The organism is Pseudomonas sp. BJP69 (genome assembly GCF_007633355.1).
Classification (GTDB): Bacteria; Pseudomonadota; Gammaproteobacteria; order Pseudomonadales; family Pseudomonadaceae; genus Aquipseudomonas; species Aquipseudomonas juntendi.
The window spans coordinates 1,609,589-1,633,822 of record NZ_CP041933.1; the positions used below are offsets into that span (position 1 = coordinate 1,609,589).

General features: G+C 62.2%; 20 protein-coding genes and 6 tRNA genes. 23 read left to right on the plus strand and 3 right to left on the minus strand.

From position 1 onward, the window contains the following. Positions 1-59: 59 nt before the first annotated feature. The 11 genes from FPB55_RS07485 to astE all read left to right on the plus strand — a co-directional run bounded on the left by FPB55_RS07485 (position 60) and on the right by astE (position 11,324). Positions 60-749, plus strand: coding sequence for an ABC transporter permease (locus tag FPB55_RS07485; protein ID WP_054881940.1), 690 nt, complete (start codon positions 60-62; stop codon positions 747-749). Next, on the plus strand, positions 746-1,444 hold the full coding sequence (locus tag FPB55_RS07490) for an ABC transporter permease (RefSeq protein WP_144187903.1): 699 nt from the start codon (positions 746-748) through the stop codon (positions 1,442-1,444). Before FPB55_RS07485 ends, FPB55_RS07490 begins: the two co-directional genes overlap by 4 nt. 22 nt (positions 1,445-1,466) lie before the next feature. Then, a complete protein-coding gene (locus tag FPB55_RS07495; RefSeq protein ID WP_009681485.1) occupies positions 1,467-2,231 on the plus strand; it encodes an ATP-binding cassette domain-containing protein in 765 nt (254 codons plus the stop codon). A 98-nt stretch (positions 2,232-2,329) separates the two neighbouring features. After that, positions 2,330-3,310, plus strand: coding sequence for a transcriptional regulator ArgR (gene argR, locus FPB55_RS07500; RefSeq protein WP_009681484.1), 981 nt, complete (start codon positions 2,330-2,332; stop codon positions 3,308-3,310). Positions 3,311-3,682: 372 nt separating this feature from the next. Further along, positions 3,683-4,903 carry an aspartate aminotransferase family protein gene (locus FPB55_RS07505; protein WP_054881942.1) on the plus strand — a complete coding sequence of 407 codons (1,221 nt, stop codon included), beginning with the start codon at positions 3,683-3,685 and terminating at the stop codon, positions 4,901-4,903. Positions 4,904-5,038: 135 nt separating this feature from the next. After that, positions 5,039-6,058, plus strand: coding sequence for an arginine/ornithine succinyltransferase subunit alpha (gene aruF, locus FPB55_RS07510; protein WP_009681482.1), 1,020 nt, complete (start codon positions 5,039-5,041; stop codon positions 6,056-6,058). 78 nt (positions 6,059-6,136) lie between these two features. Then, entirely contained in the window at positions 6,137-7,162 is a 1,026-nt protein-coding gene (gene astA / locus FPB55_RS07515; RefSeq protein WP_029887201.1) for an arginine N-succinyltransferase, read from the plus strand. A 3-nt stretch (positions 7,163-7,165) separates the two neighbouring features. Beyond that, the gene (gene astD, locus FPB55_RS07520; RefSeq protein ID WP_115293602.1) at positions 7,166-8,629 is read left to right on the plus strand and encodes a succinylglutamate-semialdehyde dehydrogenase; all 1,464 of its coding nucleotides are present in this window, start codon (positions 7,166-7,168) and stop codon (positions 8,627-8,629) included. 23 nt (positions 8,630-8,652) lie between these two features. After that, positions 8,653-10,002, plus strand: a complete 1,350-nt coding sequence (astB, locus tag FPB55_RS07525; protein ID WP_144187905.1) for an N-succinylarginine dihydrolase — start codon at positions 8,653-8,655, stop codon at positions 10,000-10,002. A gap of 13 nt (positions 10,003-10,015) precedes the next feature. Next, complete coding sequence (locus FPB55_RS07530) at positions 10,016-10,306, plus strand: hypothetical protein (protein ID WP_009681477.1); 291 nt, start codon at positions 10,016-10,018, stop codon at positions 10,304-10,306. A gap of 10 nt (positions 10,307-10,316) precedes the next feature. Next, entirely contained in the window at positions 10,317-11,324 is a 1,008-nt protein-coding gene (gene astE / locus FPB55_RS07535) for a succinylglutamate desuccinylase (RefSeq protein ID WP_009681476.1), read from the plus strand. Between the two features lie 8 nt (positions 11,325-11,332). Here astE and FPB55_RS07540 read toward each other — a convergent pair whose 3' ends face one another. Next, positions 11,333-12,739, minus strand: a complete 1,407-nt coding sequence (locus tag FPB55_RS07540) for a M91 family zinc metallopeptidase (RefSeq protein WP_225785746.1) — start codon at positions 12,737-12,739, stop codon at positions 11,333-11,335. A 136-nt stretch (positions 12,740-12,875) separates the two neighbouring features. On the opposite strand from FPB55_RS07540, the gene alaS reads away from it, so the two are divergent. From alaS to mgtE, 9 genes are all read left to right on the plus strand, one after another. Then, positions 12,876-15,500, plus strand: coding sequence for an alanine--tRNA ligase (gene alaS / locus FPB55_RS07545; protein WP_009681474.1), 2,625 nt, complete (start codon positions 12,876-12,878; stop codon positions 15,498-15,500). Between the two features lie 145 nt (positions 15,501-15,645). Continuing rightward, positions 15,646-16,881, plus strand: coding sequence for an aspartate kinase (locus tag FPB55_RS07550; RefSeq protein ID WP_009681473.1), 1,236 nt, complete (start codon positions 15,646-15,648; stop codon positions 16,879-16,881). Between the two features lie 165 nt (positions 16,882-17,046). Continuing rightward, a complete protein-coding gene (csrA, locus tag FPB55_RS07555; RefSeq protein ID WP_003254503.1) occupies positions 17,047-17,235 on the plus strand; it encodes a carbon storage regulator CsrA in 189 nt (62 codons plus the stop codon). A gap of 72 nt (positions 17,236-17,307) precedes the next feature. Then, positions 17,308-17,398 (plus strand) — tRNA-Ser (locus tag FPB55_RS07560). 106 nt (positions 17,399-17,504) lie between these two features. Further along, positions 17,505-17,581 (plus strand) — tRNA-Arg (locus tag FPB55_RS07565). A gap of 71 nt (positions 17,582-17,652) precedes the next feature. After that, a tRNA-Arg gene (locus FPB55_RS07570) sits at positions 17,653-17,729 on the plus strand. Positions 17,730-17,801: 72 nt separating this feature from the next. Next, positions 17,802-17,878: transfer RNA gene (locus tag FPB55_RS07575), tRNA-Arg, on the plus strand. Between the two features lie 72 nt (positions 17,879-17,950). Then, positions 17,951-18,027, plus strand: a tRNA-Arg gene (locus FPB55_RS07580). Positions 18,028-18,447: 420 nt separating this feature from the next. Next, entirely contained in the window at positions 18,448-19,890 is a 1,443-nt protein-coding gene (gene mgtE, locus FPB55_RS07585) for a magnesium transporter (protein ID WP_009681472.1), read from the plus strand. A 212-nt stretch (positions 19,891-20,102) separates the two neighbouring features. On the opposite strand, the gene FPB55_RS07590 is transcribed toward mgtE, so the two are convergent. Beyond that, positions 20,103-20,429, minus strand: coding sequence for an Arc family DNA-binding protein (locus tag FPB55_RS07590; protein ID WP_009681471.1), 327 nt, complete (start codon positions 20,427-20,429; stop codon positions 20,103-20,105). Between the two features lie 346 nt (positions 20,430-20,775). Between FPB55_RS07590 and phnN the strand changes: the two genes are divergently transcribed. The 3 genes from phnN to FPB55_RS07605 all read left to right on the plus strand — a co-directional run bounded on the left by phnN (position 20,776) and on the right by FPB55_RS07605 (position 22,772). Further along, a complete protein-coding gene (phnN, locus tag FPB55_RS07595) occupies positions 20,776-21,372 on the plus strand; it encodes a phosphonate metabolism protein/1,5-bisphosphokinase (PRPP-forming) PhnN (RefSeq protein WP_029887000.1) in 597 nt (198 codons plus the stop codon). 108 nt (positions 21,373-21,480) lie between these two features. Next, positions 21,481-21,557 (plus strand) — tRNA-Arg (locus tag FPB55_RS07600). 216 nt (positions 21,558-21,773) lie between these two features. Next, positions 21,774-22,772 (plus strand): sensor domain-containing diguanylate cyclase, encoded by a 999-nt coding sequence (locus tag FPB55_RS07605; RefSeq protein WP_054881816.1) that lies wholly within the window; start codon positions 21,774-21,776, stop codon positions 22,770-22,772. An 82-nt stretch (positions 22,773-22,854) separates the two neighbouring features. On the opposite strand, the gene lpdA is transcribed toward FPB55_RS07605, so the two are convergent. Continuing rightward, a complete protein-coding gene (gene lpdA, locus FPB55_RS07610; protein WP_144187907.1) occupies positions 22,855-24,234 on the minus strand; it encodes a dihydrolipoyl dehydrogenase in 1,380 nt (459 codons plus the stop codon).

The window sequence follows — 24,234 nt, forward strand, 5'->3', positions numbered from 1 at the left end:
AAACAGCAGAGGCTCTGAGGTTTGCACCATTTTTCATTCTCTAGGTCGAGGACCTCATCATGTTGAAAGGCTACGGGGCAGTCATCCTCGACGGGGCGTGGCTGACGCTGCAGCTTGCCCTGTCGTCGATGGCCCTGGCCATCGTGCTCGGCCTGATCGGTGTGGCGCTGCGCTTGTCGCCGGTGCGCTGGCTGGCCTGGCTTGGCGACCTGTATTCCACGGTCATCCGTGGCATTCCGGACCTGGTCCTGATCCTGCTGATCTTCTACGGCGGGCAAGACATCATCAACCGGGTGGCGCCGCTGCTCGGCTACGAAGACTACATCGACCTCAACCCGCTGATCGCGGGTATCGGTACCCTGGGCTTCATCTTCGGTGCCTACCTGTCGGAAACCTTCCGCGGCGCCTTCCTCGGCATTCCCAAGGGGCAGGCCGAGGCGGGGTTCGCCTATGGCATGAGCGCGCGCCAGGTGTTCTTCCGTATCCAGGTTCCGCAAATGATCCGCCTGGCGATTCCTGGTTTCACCAACAACTGGCTGGTGCTGACCAAAGCCACCGCGCTGATTTCGGTGGTCGGCCTGCAGGACATGATGTTCAAGGCCAAACAGGCGGCCGACGCCACGCGCGAGCCGTTCACCTTCTTCCTGGCGGTGGCCGCGTTGTACCTGGTGCTGACCAGTGTTTCGCTGCTGGCCCTGAAGTTTCTGGAGCGCCGCTACTCGGTGGGCGTCAAGGTGGCTGAACTATGATCTTCGACTACAACGTCATCTGGGAGGCGTTGCCGATGTACTTCGGCGGCCTGCTGACCACCCTCAAGCTGCTGGCCATTTCGTTGTTCTTCGGCTTGCTGGGGGCTATTCCGTTGGGCTTGATGCGGGTGTCGCGGCAGCCGGTGGTCAACTTCACCGCCTGGCTCTATACCTATGTGATCCGCGGGACGCCGATGCTGGTGCAGCTGTTTCTGATCTACTACGGCCTGGCCCAGTTCGAAGCGGTGCGCGACAGTGTCGTCTGGCCGCTGTTGTCCAGCGCCACCTTCTGTGCGTGCCTGGCGTTCGGCATCAACACCAGTGCCTACACCGCAGAAATCATCGCCGGCAGCCTCAAGGCCACGCCGCATGGCGAGATCGAGGCGGCCAAGGCCGTGGGCATGTCACGCATTAAGATGTACCGCCGCATCCTGCTGCCTTCGGCCCTGCGCCGGGCGCTGCCGCAGTACAGCAACGAAGTGATCATGATGCTGCAGACCACCAGCCTGGCGTCGATCGTCACCCTGATCGACATAACCGGCGCCGCACGCACGGTCAATGCGCAGTACTATCTGCCTTTCGAGGCCTATATCACGGCGGGCGTGTTCTACCTGTGCCTGACCTTCATCCTGGTGCGCCTGTTCAAGATGGCCGAACGCCGCTGGCTCGGCTACCTGGCGCCACGCAAGCACTGACCGCTTTGTGAGAATCGACAGCATGTACAAACTCGAAGTCCAAGACCTGCACAAGCGCTACGGCAGCCATGAAGTACTCAAGGGCGTGTCGCTGGCGGCCAAGGCCGGCGACGTCATCAGCATCATCGGCTCCAGCGGTTCGGGCAAGTCGACCTTCCTGCGTTGCATCAACCTGCTGGAGCAGCCGCACGCCGGCAAGATCCTGCTCAACAACGAAGAGCTCAGGCTGGTCGCTGGCAAGGACGGCGCGCTGAAGGCCGCAGACCCGCGTCAGTTGCAGCGCATGCGCTCGCGGCTGTCGATGGTGTTTCAGCATTTCAACCTGTGGTCGCACATGACCGCGCTGGAGAACATCATCGAGGCGCCGGTGCATGTGTTGGGCGTGAACCGCAAGGAAGCCCTGGAAAAGGCCGAGCACTACCTGGCCAAGGTGGGTGTCGCCCACCGCAAGGACGCCTTCCCGGGGCACATGTCTGGCGGGGAGCAACAACGTGTGGCAATTGCCCGCGCCCTGGCGGTGGAGCCGGAGGTTATGCTGTTCGACGAGCCGACCTCGGCACTCGACCCCGAGCTGGTCGGCGATGTGCTGAAGGTAATGCAGGCGCTGGCCCAGGAAGGCCGGACCATGGTCGTGGTCACCCACGAAATGGGCTTTGCCCGCGAGGTGTCCAACCAGTTGGTGTTCTTGCACAAGGGGCTGGTGGAAGAGACCGGCTGCCCGCGTGAAGTGCTGGCCAACCCGCAGTCGGAACGCCTGAAGCAGTTCCTCTCCGGCAGCCTGAAGTAAAAGCTGCATTTTTGCACCAGAATAGGGCATGCTGCGCGGCGAGCGCGGCCTGACCCGGCGCACAGACTCGAACGACCTCAGGTTTCGGACCGTACCTTATGACCACCCAGCGAATCGGTTTTCTCATCTGGCCCAGCACCAGGCCCTTGACCCTGGCACTGGCCGAGGAAGTGTTGCAGGTGGCGCAGCGGGTGCATCCGGACGTGGTCTACGAACTGTCGTTCCTGCAGGCCGAGCCTGCGCCGGAAGGTGCCTGGCGCCTGCCAGGCGAGCCCTGGAACGGTGGCCTGGAAGGTTGTCACAAGCTGTTCCTGCTGGCAGACGAGCCACCCGTGGCGGTAGGGGCTGCGTTGTCGGCCGCGCTCAAGCAGCTGGCGCGCAGCGGCTGCATGATCGGGGGGCTTGCAGCCGGTGTGTACCCGCTGGCGATGCTGGGTTTGCTCGATGGTTACCGGGCTGCCGTGCACTGGCGTTGGCAGGATGATTTTGCCGAGCGCTTCCCCAGGGTCATCGCCACCAGCCACCTGTTTGACTGGGATCGTGACCGCCTCACGGCGTGCGGCGGCATGGCCGTTACCGACCTGCTGCTGGCGGTGCTGGCCCGCGATCACGGCGCCGAGCTTGCCGGTGCGGTGTCGGAGGAACTGGTGGTCGAGCGTATCCGCGAGGGGGGCGAGCGCCAACGTATTCCGCTGCAGAATCGTCTCGGCTCCAGCCACCCCAAGCTGACCCAGGCGGTGTTGCTGATGGAAGCCAATATCGAAGAACCGCTGACCACCGACGAAATTGCCCAGCACGTATGCGTCTCGCGCCGGCAGTTGGAGCGCATTTTCAAGCAGTACCTGAACCGCGTGCCGAGCCAGTACTACCTGGAGCTGCGGCTGAACAAGGCGCGGCAGATGCTGATGCAGACCAGCAAATCGATCATCCAGATCGGGCTTTCCTGTGGTTTCTCGTCGGGGCCGCATTTTTCCAGTGCGTACCGCAATTTCTTTGGTGCTACGCCGCGGGAAGACCGTAACCAGCGGCGTAGCAGCAGCCCGTTCGAGTTGAGTTCGGCGCCGGCTGAAAAGGGTTGATAGCTCGGTTGGGGCCGGGGTGTATGCCTTGAGGGTGATGGTGGGGCGGATATCGTGCGCCGCGCTACTAGAACAACGCCATGCACCCGCCACGGCGCGATACCAACGCCTCACACCCGCTACGGCATAAAAATATCGGCTTGCACCTTCTACTCCTTCATCTCCAGGTGAACACCCGTTCACCCAGCCCCCTCTCTCCCGTACACTGCGCGATTGCGACAGTGTTTGTCGCATTGCCGAAAACCTTGCTAAAACTGGGTTTTGCGCTGTAACAAGTTGTCGCTTGGCCGCAAGGACAGGCGCAGATCAGTCCTTACAATCCCCCCCATCGCTCGCCACTTCCAGGCCAGCGTTCCTCTTCAGGAGACTCAGATGTCCGTTGAGCAAGCCCCGGTGCAACGTGCCGATTTCGACCAGGTCATGGTCCCCAACTATTCTCCGGCGGCCTTCATTCCTGTGCGAGGCGAGGGTTCCCGTGTCTGGGACCAGTCCGGTCGCGAGTTGATCGACTTTGCCGGCGGCATCGCGGTAAACGCCCTGGGCCACTGCCACCCGGCGCTGGTCAAGGCCCTGACCGAGCAGGCCAACACCCTCTGGCACGTCTCCAACGTATTCACCAACGAACCGGCACTGCGCCTGGCCCACAAGCTGGTAAGCGCCACCTTTGCCGACCGTGCGTTCTTCTGCAACTCCGGCGCCGAGGCCAACGAGGCTGCCTTCAAGCTGGCCCGCCGGGTTGCCCATGACCGCTTCGGCCCTGAAAAGCACGAAATCATCGCCACCGTGAACAGTTTCCACGGTCGTACCCTGTTTACCGTCAGCGTCGGCGGCCAGCCGAAGTACTCCGATGGCTTCGGCCCGAAGATCACCGGCATCAGCCACGTGCCGTACAACGACCTGGAAGCGTTGAAGGCACAGATTTCCGACAAGACGTGCGCCGTGGTGATCGAGCCGATCCAGGGTGAGAGCGGCGTGGTGCCGGCCGACAAGGCTTACCTGGAAGGCGCTCGCAAGCTGTGTGACGAGCACAATGCCCTGCTGATCTTCGACGAAGTGCAGACGGGTGTGGGCCGTACCGGCTCGCTGTATGCCTACCAGCACTACGGCGTGACCCCGGATATCCTCACCAGCGCCAAGAGCCTGGGCGGTGGCTTCCCGATCGGCGCCATGCTGACCACCACCGAGCTGGCCAAGCACCTGGCTGTGGGCACCCACGGCACCACCTACGGCGGCAACCCGCTGGGCTGCGCGGTTGCCTGCGCGGTGCTGGACGTGGTCAACACCCCGGAAACCCTGGCCGGCATCAAGGCCAAGCACGCGCGGTTCAAGGCCCGCCTGGAGCAGATCGGGCAGAAGTACAGCCTGTTCAGCCAGGTGCGTGGTGTTGGCCTGCTGCTGGGTTGCGTGTTGGCCGAGGCCTGGCAAGGCAAGGCCAAGGACGTACTCAATGCCGCCGAGAAAGAAGGCGTGATGGTGCTGCAGGCCGGTCCGGACGTGGTCCGCTTCGCGCCAAGCCTGGTGGTTGAAGACGCCGATATCGATGCAGGCCTGGACCGCTTCGAGCGCGCCGTTGCCACGCTGACCCAAGGCTGATCCGCCTGCGGTCCCTTCGCCGGCCGCAGCCAAGGTTGTACCAGGCCGGCGATTTGCGATTCCACAGCAGGTGCCCATGCGCCTGCCGTTTTTCCGTGCCGCCATGAGCGGCCCGTATTCCAAAGGAGTGACACCATGCTGGTGATGCGCCCCGCGCAAATGGCTGACCTGAACGAAGTGCAGCGCATGGCTGCCGACAGCCCCATTGGTGTCACCTCGCTGCCGGACGACTCTGCTCGCCTGGGCGACAAGATTGCCGCCTCCGAGACGTCCTTCGCCGCGGAGGTCAGCTTCAATGGCGAGGAAAGCTACTTCTTCGTGCTCGAAGACAGCGAAACCGGCAAGCTCGCCGGCTGCTCGGCCATCGTGGCCTCGGCTGGCTATTCCGAGCCGTTCTACAGTTTTCGCAACGAGACCTTCGTGCACGCCTCGCGCGAGCTGAAGATCCACAACAAGATCCACGTGCTCTCGCTGTGCCATGACCTGACCGGCAACAGCCTGCTGACCAGTTTCTACGTGTTGCCAGAGCTGGTGAACAGCGGCTGGGCCGAACTCAATTCCCGCGGCCGCCTGCTGTTCATGGCTGCGCACCCGGAACGCTTCGCTGACTCGGTGGTGACCGAGATCGTCGGTTACAGCGACGAAAAGGGCGAATCGCCGTTCTGGGACGCCATTGGGCGCAATTTCTTCGACCTCAACTATGCCGATGCCGAGCGCCTGTGCGGCCTGAAGAGCCGCACCTTTCTCGCCGAACTCATGCCGCACTACCCGATCTACGTGCCGCTGCTGCCAGACCTGGCGCAGGAAGCCATGGGCCAGGTGCACCCGCGGGCGCAGATCACCTTCGACATCCTCATGCGTGAGGGCTTCGAGACCGAGCACTACATCGACATATTCGACGGCGGCCCAACCCTGCATGCGCGTACCTCGGGCATCCGCTCGATCGCCCAGAGCCGGGTGGCCCCAGTGAAAATCGACGACGTGCCAACCAAGGGCGGGCGCCCGTACCTGGTGTGCAACGGCCTGTTGCAGGACTACCGGGCAGTGCTGCTGGAGCTGGATTGGGTGCCCGGCAAGCCGGTCAGCCTGAGCGTTGCAGCAGCCGAGGCGCTGGGCGTGGGCGAGGGCGCCAGCGTGCGCCTGGTGGCGGCCTGAGGCCTGGCAACAGGCGTTTCGGGATTGATGCGTTAGCAGAGTTTCGCGCCGGCCCATGCCGCCGCACAAGGAGATAGCATGATCGTTCGTCCTGTACGCAGCAGCGATTTGCCTGCGTTGATCGAATTGGCACGCAGCACCGGCACCACCGGGCTGACCACGCTGCCGGCCAACGAAGAGCGCCTGGAGCATCGCGTAGGTTGGGCGGAAAAGAGCTTTCGGGGCGAGGCCGAGCGCGGCGACACCGACTACCTGTTCGTGCTGGAAAACGACGAAGGCCTGGTGGTAGGCATCAGTGCCATCGCCGGTGCCGTTGGCTTGCGCGAGCCTTGGTACAACTACCGGGTCGGCCTGACCGTCAGCGCCTCGCAGGAGCTGAAGATCTACCGCGAAATCCCTACGCTGTTTCTGGCCAACGACCTGACCGGCAACTCCGAGCTGTGCTCGCTGTTCCTGCGCAGCGACTACCGTGCCGGGCTCAACGGCCGCTTGCTGTCGCGGGCGCGCATGCTGTTCATTGCCGAGTTCCCCGAGTTGTTCGGCAAGAAGATCATCGCCGAAATGCGCGGCATGTCGGATGAGCAGGGGCGTTCGCCGTTCTGGGAAAGCCTGGGCCGGCACTTCTTCAAGATGGAGTTCAGCCAGGCGGACTACCTGACCGGCGTGGGCAACAAGTCGTTCATCGCCGAGCTGATGCCGAAGTTCCCGCTGTACACCTGCTTCCTGTCAGACGCGGCGCGCAACGTGATCGGCCGTGTGCACAAGGACACCGAGCCGGCACTGGCCATGCTCAAGCAGGAAGGTTTCACTTACCAGGGCTATGTCGACATTTTCGACGCCGGCCCCGCCATCGAGTGTGACACCGGCAGGATCCGCGCCGTGCGCGACAGCCAGACGCTGGTGCTGGCGGTTGGCACGCCGGGCGATGACGCCACCCCCTACATCATCCACAACCGCAAGCGCGACGACTGCCGTATCACCGCTGCACCTGCGCGTCTGGCCGCCGGAACCCTGGTGGTCGACCCGCTGACCGCCAAACGCCTGCGCATGGGCGCTGGCGACAATGTGCGCGCTGTGCCCATGTCGGCGAGCCGGGAGGGCTAATAAATGACCACGCACTACATCGCCGGCAATTGGCAGGCCGGCCAGGGCGAGCCCCTGCAATCGCTGAACCCGGTCACCCAGGCCGTGATCTGGCAGGGGCAGGGCGCCGACGCCAGCCAGGTCGGCGCCGCCGTAAAGGCTGCGCGCCAGGCGTTCCCAGCCTGGGCGCAACTGAGCCTGGACGCGCGCATCGGTGTGCTGGAGCAATTTGCCGCACAGTTGAAGGCGCATGCCGAAGCCATGGCCCAGTGCATTGGCGAGGAAACCGGCAAACCGCTGTGGGAGTCGGCCACCGAAGTGACCAGCATGATCAACAAGGTGGCCATTTCCGTACAAAGTTACCGCGAGCGTACCGGTGAAAAGAGCGGCCCGCTGGCCGATGCTACGGCAGTGCTGCGGCACAAGCCCCATGGTGTGGTCGCGGTGTTCGGCCCTTACAACTTCCCAGGCCACCTGCCGAACGGGCATATCGTTCCGGCGCTGCTGGCGGGCAACTGCGTGGTGTTCAAACCGAGTGAGCTGACCCCCAAGGTGGCGGAACTGACGGTGCACTGCTGGATCGCCGCCGGCCTGCCGGCGGGTGTGCTGAACCTGGTTCAGGGCGGGCGTGAAACCGGCGTGGCACTGGCTGGCGACCCAGGTATCGATGGCGTGTTCTTTACCGGTTCCAGCCGCACTGGCAACCTGTTGCACCAGCAGTTTGCCGGGCGCCCAGACAAGATCCTGGCGCTGGAAATGGGCGGCAACAACCCATTGCTGGTAGACGAGGTCAAGGACCTCGACGCTGCGGTTTACACCATCATTCAGTCGGCGTTCATTTCCGCCGGCCAGCGCTGCACCTGCGCACGTCGCCTGCTGGTGCCCCAGGGTGCCTGGGGCGATGCGCTGCTCGCGCGCCTGGTCGAGGTGTGCAGAACCATCACGGTGGGGGCGTTCGATGAACAGCCGGCACCGTTCATGGGCTCGGTGATTTCGCTGCAGGCCGCGCAGGCGCTGCTGGCTGCCCAGGCCGAACTGGCCGCCAAGGGCGGGGTGAAACTGCTGGAAATGACGCAGCCGCAAGCCGATGCCGCATTGCTTACCCCTGGCATCATCGATGTCAGCGACGTGGCGCAGCGCCCGGATGAAGAGTTCTTCGGGCCGCTGCTGCAAGTGGTCCGCTATGCCGATTTCGATGCGGCCATCGATGAAGCCAACAACACCCAGTACGGCCTGGCTGCCGGCTTGCTGTCCGATTCGCGCGCCCGCTACCAGCATTTCTGGCTGCGCAGCCGCGCCGGCATCGTCAACTGGAACAAGCAACTGACCGGTGCAGCCAGCAGCGCACCCTTCGGTGGCGTCGGCGCCAGTGGCAACCATCGCGCCAGTGCCTATTACGCGGCCGACTATTGCGCTTACCCCGTGGCTTCGCTGGAGACTGCCAGCCTTGCCTTGCCGGCCACCCTTACGCCGGGCGTCACCCTATAACAACAGGTCACGGAGCCTTGCCGATGAAATCCTATGAAGTGAATTTTGATGGCCTGGTGGGGCCTACCCACAACTACGGCGGCCTGTCCTACGGTAACGTGGCTTCGCAAAGCAACAGCCAGCAAGGCTCCAGCCCGCGCGAAGCTGCACGCCAGGGCCTGGCGAAGATGAAGGCATTGGCCGACATGGGCTTCAAGCAAGGGGTGCTGGCGCCGCAGGAGCGCCCGGATGTGGCCGCGCTCCGCCGTCTGGGCTTCAGCGGCAGCGATGCCGACGTGATCCAGCGCGCTGCCAAAGAGGCCATGCCGTTGCTGGTGGCCACCTGTTCGGCTTCGAGCATGTGGGTGGCCAACGCTGCCACGGTCAGCCCCAGTGCCGACACCGCCGATGGCCGCGTGCACTTCACTGCCGCCAACCTCAATTGCAAATACCACCGCAGCATCGAGCACCCGACCACCAGCCGCGTGCTGGCCGCGATGTTCAACGACGAACAACGTTTCGCCCACCACCCGGCGTTGCCTGCCGTGGCGCAGTTCGGTGATGAGGGCGCTGCCAACCATACGCGCTTCTGCCGCGCCTATGGGGAGGCTGGCGTGGAGTTCTTCGTCTACGGCCGCAGTGCATTCGACAGCCGTTACCCGGCACCGCAGAAATACCCCGCCCGGCAGACCCTGGAGGCCTCGCAGGCCGTGGCCCGTTTGCATGGCCTGCATGAGGACGGGGTGGTCTACGCTCAACAGAACCCGGCGGTGATCGACCAGGGCGTGTTCCACAATGACGTGATTGCGGTGGGCAATGGCGAGGTGCTGTTCTACCACGAGGACGCTTTCCTCGAGACTGACACGGTACTGGGCCAGTTGCGCGCTAAACTGGCCAGCAAGGGCGGCCGTTTCCAGGCCATCTGCGTGCCGCGCTCGGCAGTGGCGGTAGAGGATGCAGTGCGTTCCTACCTGTTCAACAGCCAGTTGCTCAGCCGTGACGACGGCTCCATGCTGCTGGTGGTGCCGGAAGAGTGCCGCAACAATGAACGCGTCTGGGCGTACCTTGGGCAGTTGACCCGCCAGGGCGGCCCGGTGAAGGAGGTCAAGGTGTTCGACCTCAAGCAGAGCATGCAGAACGGCGGTGGCCCGGCTTGCCTGCGTTTGCGCGTGGCCTTGAATGAAACGGAACTGGCGGCGGTCAACCAAGGCGTTATCATGACCGCCCCGCTGTACGACACCCTGCTGCAATGGGTCGACAAGCACTACCGTGATCGCCTGGTCGAGGCGGACCTGGCCGACCCGCAACTGCTGGTGGAGTGCCGTAGCGCACTGGATGAATTGACCCAGATTCTGAAGTTGGGCTCGGTGTACCCGTTCCAACGCCAACCTTGAAGAGAGAATTGTAATGACCGACGCCCTGCGCCTGATCCTCGAAGATGAAGACGGCACCCAGCTCGAAACCTCCTGCACCCGTTTTGCCGTGGTTTGGCAAGGCAAGGAAGTGTGGATCCAGCAGGATGGCCGCGGCCAGCTGTTGATCGGTGTGGATGTCGAGGAAGGCGACGCCGAGTACGCCAACCTGCTGCTGCGGCCCATGGCCACCAACCTGGTCAGCCTGCAGCTGGAAATGGAACCTGCAGAGCTTGGCGAAGACGACGATCACGTCCATGGCCCCGACTGCGGCCACACCCACTAAGGAAGTTCCTATGCTCGCCCTTGGTAAATTGCTTGAGCTGACCCTCACCGATCACGAACCGGCCGAGAAGACCCAAGTGACCACCAAGGGCACGCGTTTGCGCTGGCTAGGGGAGGGGGCGCTCGAAGTGCGCCCACCCGACAGCGAGGATTGCGGCCTGGACTTGCTGTTGTCTGCCGGTATTCATGGTAACGAGACAGCGCCGATCGAGTTGCTCGAACGGCTGCTGCATGGCGTGGCCGACGGGTCGATCAAGCCCAAGGCGCGGGTGTTGTTCCTGTTCGGCAACCCGGTGGCGATGCGCAAGGGTGAGCGTTTCATCGAACAGGACATCAACCGCCTGTTCAACGGGCGCCACGAGCTGTCCAGCGGTTTCGAGGCGTTGCGTGCGGCCGAGCTCGAGCAGTTCGCCCGGGTGTTCTTCAGCAAGCCGGGGCGCAGCCGCCTGCATTACGATCTGCATACTGCCATCCGCGGTTCGAAGATCGAGCAGTTTGCCTTGTACCCCTATAAAGAGGGGCGCCAGCACTCTCGTCGCCAACTGGCACGCCTGGCAGCGGCGGGCATGCAGGCGGTATTGCTGCAAAGCAAGCCTTCCATCACCTTCAGCGCCTTTACCTACGAACAGCTGGAGGCTGAAGCGTTCACCCTGGAGCTGGGCAAGGCCCGCCCGTTCGGCCAGAACGAGCAAGTCAACCTCGACAAGCTCGAAGACCGCCTGATCAGGATCATCACGGCTGAAGAACCCGAAGACGAAGACTCGCTGGAAGGCCTGCAGCTGTTCAGTGTCTCCCGCGAAATCATCAAGCACAGCGACAGCTTTCACCTGCACCTGCCGGCGGATATCGAGAATTTTTCCGAACTGAGCAAAGGTTACCTGCTGGCTGAAGACCTGGCCGAGATGCGTTGGGTGGTCGAGGAAGAGGGCGCGCGCATCATCTTCCCCAACCCCAAGGTCAAGAATGGCCTCAGGGCAGGGCTTCTGATCGTGCCCGATGCAGGGCAGCGGTTGAGCTGAGGCGTTGCTTACAGTTGCGTGCGCAGTTCCAGTTGCAGTGCCTGGCGTAATCCGTTTTCAGTGAAAGCGGCGGGGTTGGTGTTAAGCGCAGTAGCGCCCCCAAAGTTGAATCTGCAGTCGGTGGGCAAGCCGATGCTTTGCAGTAACAGGTTGTCTACCGGGTAGGCGCCGTAAGTGCCCTGAACCTCTGTCTGGCCTGGGAACACGGTGCCGGTCATGGAATTCCAGCCCTGGCACAGGCAGCGGTACAGGTCCAGCAGCGGCAATTGGGTTGCCGTCGACCAGTTCGGGTTGTAGGCCAGCATGCCACCGCTGTAGCCCCAGCTGCTCTGGTTTTCGTTGATGATGAAGTGGCCTTCGTCTTCGTCCTGCTCGTCATCGCTGGGCGTGTAGCAAGTGAACTGTTGCCTGGCCGCTTCGCTCACCCTGATCGGTTTTCCGGTATGCCCGGCCTTGTTGTCCAGGCCTGCCAGCAGTGCTTGGCCGCACGGCAATTTGCGCATCAGCACCAGCGCATCTTCTACCGCCTGGCGGAACGCCTCATCACCCGTCACTTGCACACCGATGCGGCCTAGCGCCTGATGCTCGGCCGCTACAGGCTGGGCCAGGTGCGCATCGTACGCCGTGTTGCGGTAGAGCACGGTGCTGGAATTGGCCTGGCCAAGCAGGCAGTGGCCGGTGACATTGACCACCGCATTGCCTTTGTCGATCAGGACAGGGCCGCTACCGACGACTACCTGGTGCGTGCCGGTGTGCGCATCGATGTGCACCATGCCGGCCCCTGTCTCGATGCTGTTGCCGCTGCCGATCATGTCGATCAGTACCGGCTTGCGGACCTGCCCGGTAATGACCACCTGGTGCCCGCCATCGGTCAGGCGAATGGCAATGGCTTCAGCGGTATGCTGGGCGACCATGAATACCGCGCCGTTGACCGTGACTTCCAGCAAGCAGTCGTGGGTCGCGATCTGCACGCGTTTTTGCCGTGCGTCCGAACCTGTGGCGCGCGGGGCGACATTGAACACCAGCAGCTCGGTGCTGGGCGCCAGGCGACGGTAGCGTCGCCCCAGCGCATAGGCGCGTTCCAGGGTGATACGCACATTGCCATCAGCCTGGATGTACTTCACCTCTGTCTGCTGCTGGGGGTGGTCCTTGTTGATGAATGCGGTGTGGTGGCTGCCAGCCTGTCGATCGTCGAGGTAATAGACGGGGCTGGCATTGATCAATGGCGTAGGGTGGGGGAGCGGGTGTGGGTCCGAGTGCAGTTTGGACAGGTTCAGCTCAGGCATGGCGCATTCCGGTATCGAGAAGAAAGGCGCAGCATCCCCTTTGGGCTGGGTGCCCAGGTGTTGCTTATGTACCGCCAGCGTGGCCGTGCAGCGCTGCCAGGCGACCTTGACAGTGTCGATGAACGGCATTTCATCCGCGCAATGCCGTTCTGGTGTACAAACACACTGTATCTCCTGTTCAGGCTGGCTATAATGGCGCCCTTTGCCGTCGTTTCGTCGATTCGACGTATTAGCCCAAACGGCCGCCGTTTCCGTGGAAGAACCTATGAAAAGCGCAGAAATCCGTGAAGCCTTCCTTCGCTTCTTCGAAGAGCAGGGCCATACCCGAGTTGCCTCCAGTTCGCTGATCCCGAACAACGACCCCACCCTGCTGTTCACCAACGCAGGCATGAACCAGTTCAAGGACTGCTTCCTCGGTGCCGAGAAGCGTGCCTATACCCGTGCGGTCAGCAGCCAGAAGTGCGTGCGCGCGGGCGGCAAGCACAACGACCTGGAAAACGTCGGTTACACCGCGCGTCACCACACGTTCTTCGAAATGCTGGGCAACTTCAGCTTCGGCGACTACTTCAAGCGCGACGCCATCACCTTCGCCTGGACCTTCCTGACCTCGGAAAAATGGCTGAACCTGCCCAAGGAAAAGCTCTGGGTCACGGTCTACGCCACCGACGACGAAGCCTACGACATCTGGACCAAGGAAGTCGGCGTGCCTGCCGAGCGCATGGTGCGCATCGGTGACAACAAGGGCGCCCCCTACGCATCCGACAACTTCTGGACCATGGGCGATACTGGCCCGTGCGGCCCATGCACCGAGATCTTCTACGACCACGGCCCGGACATCTGGGGTGGCCCGCCTGGTTCGCCGGAAGAAGACGGTGACCGCTACATCGAGATCTGGAACAACGTCTTCATGCAGTTCAACCGCACTGCCGATGGCGTGCTGCACCCGCTGCCAGCGCCGTCGGTGGACACCGGCATGGGCCTGGAGCGTGTCAGCGCCGTGCTGCAGCACGTGCACTCCAACTACGAGATCGACCTGTTCCAGAACCTGCTGGCAGCGGCGGCCAAGGCCATCGGTTGCAGCAATGACGGCCAGGCTTCGCTGAAAGTGGTGGCCGACCACATCCGCTCCTGCGGCTTCCTGATTGCCGACGGCGTGCTGCCATCCAACGAAGGCCGTGGCTATGTACTGCGTCGCATCATCCGCCGCGCTTGCCGCCACGGTAACAAGCTGGGCGCCAAGGGCAGCTTCTTCTACCAGATCGTTGCTGCCCTGGTGGCCGAAATGGGCGAAGCCTTCCCCGAGCTGACCAGCCAGCAAGCGCACATCGAGCGCGTGCTCAAGGCCGAAGAAGAGCAGTTCGCCAAGACCCTGGAGCAGGGCCTGCGCATCCTCGAGCAAGATCTGGCCCAGTTGCAAGGCGCCGTGGTACCCGGCGATGTGGTGTTCAAGCTGTATGACACCTACGGTTTCCCGATGGACCTGACGGCCGACATTGCCCGTGAGCGCGAGTTGACCATCGACGAAGCCGGCTTCGAGCGTGAAATGGACGCCCAGCGTGAGCGCGCCCGTTCTGCCAGCGCCTTCGGCATGGACTACAACAGCCTGGTCAAGGTCGACAGCGCCACCGAGTTCCTCGGTTACGACGCAACCGAAGGCCAGGGCAAGATCATCGCCCTGTACAAGGACGGCCAATCGGTCGACCAGCTGGGGGTGGGCGAGCAGGGCGTAGTGGTGCTGGACCGCACGCCGTTCTACGCCGAGTCCGGCGGCCAGGTGGGTGACAGCGGGTACCTGCAGGCGGGTGCTGCACGCTTCGACGTACGTGATACCACCAAGACCGGCGGGGCCTTCCTGCACCACGGTGTGGTCACCAGCGGTGCGCTGCTGATCGGTGCGCCGGTGGAGGCCAAGGTCGATGCAGACGTTCAGCACGCCACCTCGCTGAACCACTCGGCTACCCACCTGCTGCACGAAGCGTTGCGTCAGGTGCTGGGCGAGCACGTGCAACAGAAGGGCTCGCTGGTCGACAGCCAGCGCCTGCGTTTCGACTTCAGCCACTTCGAAGCGGTGAAGCCGGAGCAGCTCAAGCAGCTGGAAGACATCGTCAACCGCGAAGTGCGCAAGAACACGCCGGTCGAGACCGAACTGACCGACATCGAAACCGCCAAGGCCAAAGGTGCCATGGCGCTGTTCGGTGAGAAATACGGCGATACCGTGCGCGTGCTGACCATGGGTGGCGATTTCTCGGTAGAGCTGTGTGGCGGTATCCACGCCAAGCGTACCGGTGACATCAGCCTGTTCAAGATCATCAGCGAAGGCGGCGTGGCCTCTGGCGTACGCCGTATCGAAGCAGTCACCGGCGCCGCTGCGCTGGCCTACCTGAACGCTGCCGAAGAGCAGGTCAAGGAAGCCGCGCAACTGGTCAAGGGTAACCGTGACAACCTGATCGACAAGTTGTCGGCTGTGCTTGAGCGCAACCGTCAGCTGGAGAAGCAGTTGGAACAGCTGCAGGCCAAGGCCGCCAGCGCCGCAGGGGACGATCTCTCCAACGCGGCTGTTGAGGTCAAGGGTGCCAAGGTCCTCGCCGCCCGCCTGGATGGGCAGGATGGCAAGGCCCTGCTGGCCCTGGTCGATCAGTTGAAGAACAAGCTCGGCCACGCAGTGATCCTGCTGGGCAGCGAGCATGAGGGCAAGGTCGTGTTGGTGGCCGGCGTGACCAAGGACCTCTCCAGCCAACTCAAGGCTGGCGATCTGATGAAGCAAGCCGCTGCGGCGGTGGGTGGCAAAGGCGGTGGCCGTCCGGACATGGCCCAGGGCGGTGGCGTCGACGTCGCTGCGCTGGACAAGGCCCTGGCGCTGGCCGTGCCATTCGCAGAGCAGGGACTTTGAGATGAAGGGGTAGGCGGTTCAGTGGCGGGTGCGAAGCCCCCGGGTGCCGCACCCGGGGGCAGGCAGCAGCGTCACCGGCCACTTCCGCCACCCCTTCATGTTGGATTGTTTTTTGGGGCCCTGTATGGGCTGAGGCACCATTGAAATGGCGTTGATCGTACAGAAATTTGGCGGCACCTCTGTCGGTTCCATCGAGCGGATCGAGCAGGTAGCCGATAAGGTCAAGAAACACCGTGAAGCGGGCGACGACCTGGTCGTCGTGCTGTCGGCCATGAGCGGTGAAACCAATCGCCTGATCGACCTGGCCAAGCAGATCACCGATCAGCCGGTTCCGCGTGAACTGGACGTGATCGTGTCGACCGGGGAGCAGGTGACCATTGCCTTGCTGACCATGGCCTTGATCAAGCGTGGTGTGCCAGCGGTGTCCTACACCGGCAACCAGGTGCGCATTCTCACTGACAGCGCGCACAACAAGGCGCGCATCCTGCAAATCGACGACCACAAGATTCGTGCCGACCTCAAGGAAGGCCGCGTGGTCGTGGTTGCGGGCTTCCAGGGGGTCGACGAGCACGGCAGCATCACCACCCTCGGTCGCGGCGGCTCCGACACCACCGGCGTGGCCCTGGCGGCGGCGCTGAAAGCTGACGAGTGCCAGATCTACACCGATGTGGATGGCGTCTACACCACCGACCCGCGCGTAGTGCCGCAGGCCCGTCGCCTGGAGAAGATCACCTTCGAAGAGATGCTGGAAATGGCCAGCCTCGGTTCCAAGGTGCTGCAGATCCGTTCGGTGGAGTTCGCCGGCAAGTACAACGTTCCGCTGCGCGTGCTGCACAGCTTCAAGGAGGGTCCGGGTACCCTCATTACCATTGATGAAGAGGAATCCATGGAACAGCCGATCATTTCCGGTATCGCCTTCAACCGTGATGAAGCCAAGCTGACCATTCGCGGCGTGCCGGACACCCCGGGCGTGGCCTTCAAGATCCTCGGCCCGATCAGTGCTTCGAACATCGAAGTGGACATGATCGTGCAGAACGTTGCCCACGATAACACCACCGACTTCACCTTCACCGTGCACCGCAACGAGTACGAGAAGGCGCAGAGCGTGCTGGAAAACACCGCCCGCGAAATCGGTGCCCGCGAAGTGATCGGCGACACCAAGATCGCCAAGGTCTCCATCGTTGGCGTCGGCATGCGCTCGCACGCCGGGGTTGCCAGCCGCATGTTCGAGGCGCTGGCCAAGGAGAGCATCAACATCCAGATGATCTCCACCTCCGAGATCAAGGTTTCGGTCGTGATCGAAGAAAAGTACCTGGAGCTGGCCGTGCGCGCGCTGCACACCGCGTTCGAGCTTGACGCCCCTGCCCGACAGGGCGAGTAAGGCGCTGCACTGCAAGGGCGCGGCACCAGCCGCGCCCTTCGTGTTTCTGCTCGCTGCGCAGGCCCTGTCCTGCCCTGTGCAGCGTGCGACCGGGCTGGTCGTCGTCCGCGGCCGGCCCTGACCCCAAGACTGTTACCCCTGAATGTTTTGCGTAAGGAGAAAGCTATGTTGATTCTGACTCGTCGGTGCGCCGAGAGCCTGATCATTGGAGACGGCGAGATTACCGTGACGGTGCTCGGCGTGAAGGGCAACCAGGTACGTATAGGCGTTAGCGCGCCGAAGGAAGTGGCTGTTCACCGCGAGGAAATCTACCTGCGGATCAAGAAAGAGAAGGATGAAGAGCCAAGCCTTTAATTTTTTTGAAGTTTTTTTCAAAAAAAGGGTTGCAAAGGTGAAAGAGGTTCTTTAATATTCGCCTCGTGTTGCGGTGAGGTGGCCGAGTGGCCGAAGGCGCTCCCCTGCTAAGGGAGTATACCTCATAAGGGTATCGGGGGTTCGAATCCCCCCTTCACCGCCATTATTTGCGTAGGGCGCTGTAACGGGTAGGAACGCTAAGTAGTTGATTTTAAACGAAAACGTTCTTGCAAAAATGTTTCAGCGACCTATAATGCGCGGCAAGACACGGACTCATAGCTCAGCTGGATAGAGTACTCGGCTACGAACCGAGCGGTCGCAGGTTCGAATCCTGCTGAGTCCGCCACTTTTGAAGTGGCTTTGTTTTCAAGGCTGCTTCAATCAACCAGCGGTATCTGGTCTAAAACTGCCAATCGCGGACTCATAGCTCAGCTGGATAGAGTACTCGGCTACGAACCGAGCGGTCGCAGGTTCGAATCCTGCTGAGTCCGCCACTTTTTGAAGTGGTTTTGCTTGCAAGGCTGCTTCAGTCAACCAGCGGTATCTGGTCTAAAACTGCCAATCGCGGACTCATAGCTCAGCTGGATAGAGTACTCGGCTACGAACCGAGCGGTCGCAGGTTCGAATCCTGCTGAGTCCGCCACTTTTTGAAGTGGTTTTGCTTGCAAGGCTACTTCAGTCAACCAGTGGTAATCTGGTCTAAAACTACCATTACGGACTCATAGCTCAGCTGGATAGAGTACTCGGCTACGAACCGAGCGGTCGCAGGTTCGAATCCTGCTGAGTCCGCCATACCCCATCAAAAAGCCCGCTCAACAGAGCGGGCTTTTTGTTTCTGCGTGTCACAGAATTGTCGACCATGGCCATCTAAGCTTTCCTGTAAAGGTTGTGCCGTGGCCGTGGCGCTTCGCAGCCCCAAGGCCGCACTGCCGCGACATATGCGAAATTCAATGTGCTTTCGTACCCGTGACAACCGTCGCACTGTTGGCTTCGTGCGTTGTCCCAGCTTTATCGCGCAAACGATTGTTCTAGCCAAAAATTTAAGCGATCTGACAGCTTTAGCAGTGTATGATTGCGCCCGTCAGCCCCGCCGGGGCTTGTGGAAAACCACCATGGACTTACCCAGTAGTTACTCGCTAACACGATTCATACCGAAAGATCTGACCGATTGATTCTCCCGGCGTGCTCCGCTGCTGGGAGTGGAGTTCGCCTATGACCGAAGTAGAAGTAAAAAAAGCACAGGACAGCCTGCAGGATCGCCTAGCCCAGGTGATCGAGTTGCTGCAGCGCCAGCGTGTGGTCGAAGACCTGACCCACCGCCAGGAAGGTGCGCACAACGACCTGGTCGAGAACCTGGTCCACCGCCAGAACCTCGTCGAGTTGCAGCGCAAGCTCGATGACCTTCACCCCGCCGACGTCGCCTACATCCTCGAAGCCTTGCCCCTGGAAGACCGCCTGACGGTCTGGCAGCTGGTGCGCTCGGATCGCGACGGCGACATCCTGCTCGAAGTCTCCGACTCCGTACGTCAGTCGCTGATTGCCGACATGGACGACCACGAGCTGCTGGCGGCGGCCAAGGAAATGGACGCCGACGAACTGGCTGACCTGGCGCCTGAGTTGCCGCGTGACGTTGTCCACGAGCTGATGGAAACGCTGGATGCCCAGCAACGCGAGCGGGTGCGTTCCGCGCTGAGCTACGACGAGGAGCAGGTCGGTGCGCTGATGGACTTCGAGATGGTCACCATCCGCGAAGACGTCAGCCTGGAAGTGGTGCTGCGCTACCTGCGCCGCCTCAAAGAACTGCCCAACCATACCGACAAACTGTTCGTGGTCGATTACGACGGCATCCTCAAAGGGGTGTTGCCGATCAAGCGCCTGTTGGTCAACGACCCGGAGAAGAAAGTCGCGGAGGTCATGGCGACCGACCCCGTGTCTTTCCAGCCCGAGGAAGATGCCTACGATGCCGCGCAGGCCTTTGAGCGTTACGACCTGGTATCGGCGCCGGTGGTCGACAAGAGCGAGCGCCTGATCGGCCGTTTGACCATCGACGAAATGGTCGACCTGATTCGTGAGGAAAGCGAGAGCGAAGTCCTCAACATGGCCGGTCTGCGCGAAGAAGAGGACATCTTCGCCTCGGTCTGGCGTTCGTTCCGCAACCGCTGGGCCTGGCTGGCGATCAACCTGATCACCGCGTTTCTGGCTTCGCGGGTGATCGGCGTGTTCGAGGGTTCGATTGAAAAACTGGTAGCCTTGGCCGCGTTGATGCCGATCGTTGCCGGTATTGGTGGCAACTCCGGTAACCAGACCATCACCATGATCGTCCGTGCCATGGCGCTGGATCAGGTGTCGCCCGGCAATACCAGCCGTTTGATGCGTAAAGAGCTGGCGGTATCGCTGATCAACGGCCTGGTGTGGGGCGGGGTGATCGGTGCGGTGGCTTTCTGGCTGTATGGCAGCTGGTCATTGGGGGTGGTGATGACCGCAGCGATGACCCTCAACCTGTTGCTGGCCGCGCTGATGGGCGTGCTTATCCCGATGACCCTTGCGCGACTGGGGCGGGACCCGGCGATGGGCGCGAGTGTGATGATCACGGCTGTGACCGACAGTGGCGGGTTCTTCATCTTCCTGGGGCTGGCGACGCTATTCTTGCTGTAACCCCTTTCTTGCCTTACGCGATCCCTGTAGGAGCGGCCTTGTGTCGCGAAAGGGTCGCAGCGCGGCCCCGGCAATGTCGGCTGTGACGCCAGAACCCGGGGCCGCTGCGCGCCCCATCGCGACACAAGGCCGCTCCTACCGGGGGCGAATTCCCTGTAGTGACCCACAAAAAAGCCAGCTGACGCTGGCTTTTTTGTATCCGCTGGCAACCTTCAGGAAGCGTCGGCTGCCATCTCTGCATCGTGCGCGATCAGCGCAACCAAGGCGTTTTGCTGGCGGTGGGACAGCTGACGGAAACGTTGCAGCAACTCGCGTTCATGCAGGGACAGCTCCGGGCTGTCCAGGCGCATGCTCAGCTCGTCACCCAACGCGCCTTCCTGGATAAGGCTCTGCTCCAGGCGTGCGATGATTTCGGAGTTCATGCTGCGGTGATGGTTGCGCGCTACCTCGGCAATGCGCTCACGCATTCCGTCTGGCAGGCGGACGACGAACTTGTCAGCGGTGCGGCTCGAATAAATAGCCTGTTTCATTGGGCGCATATAAATTGACCGGATTTTGGTTCAGGGGAAGCGGTTCTCAAATTGGCCGCACGGGGGTGAAAATACGACCGTCGTGGCGACAAAATGTTCAACCGTCAGTGAAAATTGGATGCTCATCTTGCCTCAAGGTCGCCGTTTCCTTGGCGTCAATTCTGTGACAAATAGTGAGCCGGGTAAAGGCTTTGTGCCAGTACCAATTATCAGAAATGAGTACTGGTTTGAAAAGTTTTACATGCTCCGGCTCGCCTGACCGTCAGCCTTTTGCCGTCAAAAACTGGTAAAAAACAGCAAAAGACCAGGAAAACCCCTAGAATGCGCCGGGTTCCCTCCATAGAGCATAGTGGCTATGCAACATGACGCAAGCGACCGCCGATCAGGGGCAGGGCGGCTGATATTTTTGATGGGCCCGTCAGGGTCCGGGAAGGATTCCATCCTGGAAGCTTCCCGTGAGCAACTGGCTGCCGCCGGCGTGGAAATCGCCCGCAGGGTCATTACCCGCTCGGCAGAAGCGCGGGGCGAAGCGGCCCATGGCGTTACCCCGCAGCAATTTGCGGCCCTGCTCGCGCAGGGCGCGTTCGCCATGCATTGGCAGGCCAATGGGCTGGACTATGGCATTGCGGTGCAGGTGGACGCCTGGCTGCAGGCGGGCAGGCCGGTGCTGGTCAATGGCTCGCGCGCCTATTTGGCCGAAGCCCGTGCGCGTTACCCGGACCTGTTGGCGGTGCTGGTCGAAGTCAGCCCCGAAGTGCTGCGCGAGCGCTTGTTGGCCCGCGGGCGGGAAACGGCGGCGCAAATCGAGCAGCGCCTGGCCCGTAATGCACGTTTACAGCACACCAGCGACCCCACCGTGCATGTGCTGGACAATTCCAACCGCCTGGAAACAGCCGTCGCCGGCCTGTTCACACTGCTGCGCGAAACGGGCGTGCTGCCCGGGGCAACGTAGTGCCAGAAAAGGATTACGCGAAAAAGCCCGGTACAGGCATGACAAACGCTGGCATGCTGGTTAACATGCTCGCCGTCCCGCTGTGCAGCGCTCGCTGCCGGTGTTTGCGTCTCAGTAGCTCAATTGGATAGAGCATCCCCCTCCTAAGGGGAAGGTTGCAGGTTCAATTCCTGCCTGGGACGCCATTTCCCCCTCTGTTTGCCTACCTCTCCAAAGCCCTGAGGCTTGCCCCCGATCAGGCCGTCATGGCCGGTAAAAATATACGCCGTTGGATCTCTTCCGGTCTCCCAGCGCCAGGCTTATGCTTGCCACTGACAGACATGATCTTGCCGCCTGCGGCAAACACATAATGTCGGCAGCCCCTTGATGGGCACGCAGTTGCTGGGCATCAGGGAGAGCGCATGAATCAGGAAACCAGGCCGGCGCCCCCCGGCTTCAGCGAGCAGCAGTTGCACACCTTGTTCGAGTTGGTCAGCGATGGCATCTGGGACTGGAACGCCAACACCGGCTACGTTTATCGCAACCCCGGTTGGTACGCCATGCTGGGCTATGCCAACCATTCCAAGGCCAACTCGGTATTCACCTGGGAAAGTGTGATCCATCCCGAAGACTACCCCCGGGTGATGGCGCATTTCGAGGCCTACATCGAGCAGCGCACCGAGCGTTACCTTATCGAGTACCGTTGCCGCTGCCAGGATGGCAGTTACCTGTGGATCGAGGACACTGGCTACATCATCGACCGCAACGCCGATGGCTCGGTGGCACGCATGCTCGGTGCGCACCGCAACATTGACGCTGGCAAGCGCCTGGTTGCGCAGCTGCAACAGAAGAACCAATCACTGGAGAGCCTGGTTGCCGAACGCACCCGCGAATTGTCCTGGGTCAACCAGCAGTTGCAGCGCCAGCTGGATGAAAACCGCGAGCTGGCCGAACGCGATGCCCTGACCCGCGTCGCCAGTCGCTACCGTCTGGAAAAGGAGCTGCAACTGGAGTGTCAGCGCGCTCAGCGCTTTCGCCAGCCGTTGTCGCTGATTGCCATGGACATGGATGATTTCAAGCCGATCAATGACCGCTATGGCCACGCGCAGGGTGACAGGGCATTGGTGCAGGTGGCGGAAAACCTGCGCAGCTGCCTGCGTGATTTTGACCTGTTGGCGCGTTGGGGGGGTGACGAGTTCATCATCGTGCTGCCGCAGACCGCCCTGAGCGAAGCGTTGGACGTGGCAACGCGCCTGCGCCAGGCCGTACAGCAGCTGGAGCCGGTGGGCGACTGCCAGCTGACCATGAGCTACGGCGTGGTACAGCGGCGCGGCGGGGAAGACCAGGTCGAGCTGCTGGCGCGGGCGGACCAGGCGCTGTACCGGGCCAAGGGCAATGGCAAGAACGCCATAGCCGAGTAGCCTGTGCCGACCCCGTGAGTAAAAAAAAGACCCGCGGCGCCTCACGGCGCAGCGGGCCAAATCGGCCTTGGCCGCTTCAGTGTCAGATATGCAGGGCGTGCCCCAAGGCGCGCAGTGCCGCTTCCTGTACCGCCTCACCCAGTGTCGGGTGGGCATGGATGGTACCGGCCACATCCTCCAGGCATGCGCCCATCTCCAGCGACTGGGCAAACGCCGTGGACAGCTCGGAAACGGCCACGCCAACCGCCTGCCAACCCACGATCAGATGGTTGTCACGGCGCGCCACCACGCGCACGAAACCGCTTTTCGACTCCAGGCTCATGGCCCGGCCATTGGCAGCAAACGGGAACTGCGCGACGATGCAGTCCAGGCCCTGCTGGCTGGCCTGCTCCGGGGTTTTGCCGACTACCACCACTTCCGGGTCGGTGAAGCACACGGCGGCAATGGCTGCCGGCTCGAAACGGCGGGTTTTGCCGGCGATGATCTCGGCCACCATCTCGCCTTGGGCCATGGCCCGATGCGCCAGCATCGGCTCGCCAGCCACGTCACCGATGGCCCAGACATTGTGCATGCTGGTCTGGCAGCGCTCGTCGATGGCGATGCCGGCGCCGTTCATCTTCAGGTCCAGGCATTCCAGGTTGAAGCCGCGGGTGCGTGGTCGGCGGCCGACCGCCACCAGTACCTGGTCAGCCTCCAGGCGCAACTGCCCACCCTGGCCATCATTGGCCAGCAGGCAGCCATCTCGGTAACCCTCGACGGTATGGCCCAGGTGCAAGGCGATGCCCAGCTTTTTCAGCGACTCGGCCACCGGTGCCGTCAGTTCAGTGTCGTAAGTCGGCATAATGCGCTCGCGCGCTTCCACCACGCTGACCCGCGCGCCCAGTTTGCGATAGGCGATACCCAGCTCCAGGCCGATGTAACCACCGCCCACCACCACCAGGTGTTGGGGCAGGGCTTTGGGTGCCAGCGCTTCGGTGGAGGAAATGACCGCGCCACCCAGCGGCAGCATCGGCAGTTCAACGCTGCTGGAGCCGGTGGCCAGTAGCAGGTGTTCGCACTGGATACGTTGGCCATCGACCTCGACCTGCTTGCCGTCGAGCAGCTTGGCCCAGCCATGCACAACCTTGACTCCGTTTTTTTTCAGCAAGGCGGCGACCCCGGTGGTCAGGCGGTCGACGATGCCGTCCTTCCAGGACACGCTCTGGCCGATGTCCAGGCGCGCCGAAGCCACGCTGATGCCCAGCGGCGAGGCTTCGGTGTAGCGGGTGGCCTGGTGGTACTGCTCGGCCACGTGGATCAGTGCCTTGGACGGGATGCAGCCGATGTTCAGGCAAGTGCCGCCCAGCGCCTGGCCCTCGACCAGCACCGTGGGTATGCCCAGTTGCCCGGCGCGGATGGCCGCGACATAGCCGCCAGGGCCGCCGCCGATGATCAGCAAGGTGGTTTGTAGGGTTTGTTGCAT

Coding starts and splice junctions, on each gene's coding strand:
- FPB55_RS07490 (WP_144187903.1), top strand. CDS start 746: ATGATCTTCGACTACAACGTCATCTGGGAGGCGTTGCCGATGTACTTC.
- lpdA (WP_144187907.1), bottom strand. CDS start 24,234: ATGCAACAAACCCTACAAACCACCTTGCTGATCATCGGCGGCGGCCCT.
- FPB55_RS07590 (WP_009681471.1), bottom strand. CDS start 20,429: ATGCGCCCAATGAAACAGGCTATTTATTCGAGCCGCACCGCTGACAAG.
- argR (WP_009681484.1), top strand. CDS start 2,330: ATGACCACCCAGCGAATCGGTTTTCTCATCTGGCCCAGCACCAGGCCC.
- FPB55_RS07605 (WP_054881816.1), top strand. CDS start 21,774: ATGAATCAGGAAACCAGGCCGGCGCCCCCCGGCTTCAGCGAGCAGCAG.
- astE (WP_009681476.1), top strand. CDS start 10,317: ATGCTCGCCCTTGGTAAATTGCTTGAGCTGACCCTCACCGATCACGAA.
- FPB55_RS07485 (WP_054881940.1), top strand. CDS start 60: ATGTTGAAAGGCTACGGGGCAGTCATCCTCGACGGGGCGTGGCTGACG.
- FPB55_RS07530 (WP_009681477.1), top strand. CDS start 10,016: ATGACCGACGCCCTGCGCCTGATCCTCGAAGATGAAGACGGCACCCAG.
- FPB55_RS07505 (WP_054881942.1), top strand. CDS start 3,683: ATGTCCGTTGAGCAAGCCCCGGTGCAACGTGCCGATTTCGACCAGGTC.
- alaS (WP_009681474.1), top strand. CDS start 12,876: ATGAAAAGCGCAGAAATCCGTGAAGCCTTCCTTCGCTTCTTCGAAGAG.
- astA (WP_029887201.1), top strand. CDS start 6,137: ATGATCGTTCGTCCTGTACGCAGCAGCGATTTGCCTGCGTTGATCGAA.
- FPB55_RS07550 (WP_009681473.1), top strand. CDS start 15,646: ATGGCGTTGATCGTACAGAAATTTGGCGGCACCTCTGTCGGTTCCATC.
- FPB55_RS07495 (WP_009681485.1), top strand. CDS start 1,467: ATGTACAAACTCGAAGTCCAAGACCTGCACAAGCGCTACGGCAGCCAT.
- aruF (WP_009681482.1), top strand. CDS start 5,039: ATGCTGGTGATGCGCCCCGCGCAAATGGCTGACCTGAACGAAGTGCAG.
- phnN (WP_029887000.1), top strand. CDS start 20,776: ATGCAACATGACGCAAGCGACCGCCGATCAGGGGCAGGGCGGCTGATA.
- astB (WP_144187905.1), top strand. CDS start 8,653: ATGAAATCCTATGAAGTGAATTTTGATGGCCTGGTGGGGCCTACCCAC.
- mgtE (WP_009681472.1), top strand. CDS start 18,448: ATGACCGAAGTAGAAGTAAAAAAAGCACAGGACAGCCTGCAGGATCGC.
- astD (WP_115293602.1), top strand. CDS start 7,166: ATGACCACGCACTACATCGCCGGCAATTGGCAGGCCGGCCAGGGCGAG.
- FPB55_RS07540 (WP_225785746.1), bottom strand. CDS start 12,739: ATGCCGTTCATCGACACTGTCAAGGTCGCCTGGCAGCGCTGCACGGCC.
- csrA (WP_003254503.1), top strand. CDS start 17,047: ATGTTGATTCTGACTCGTCGGTGCGCCGAGAGCCTGATCATTGGAGAC.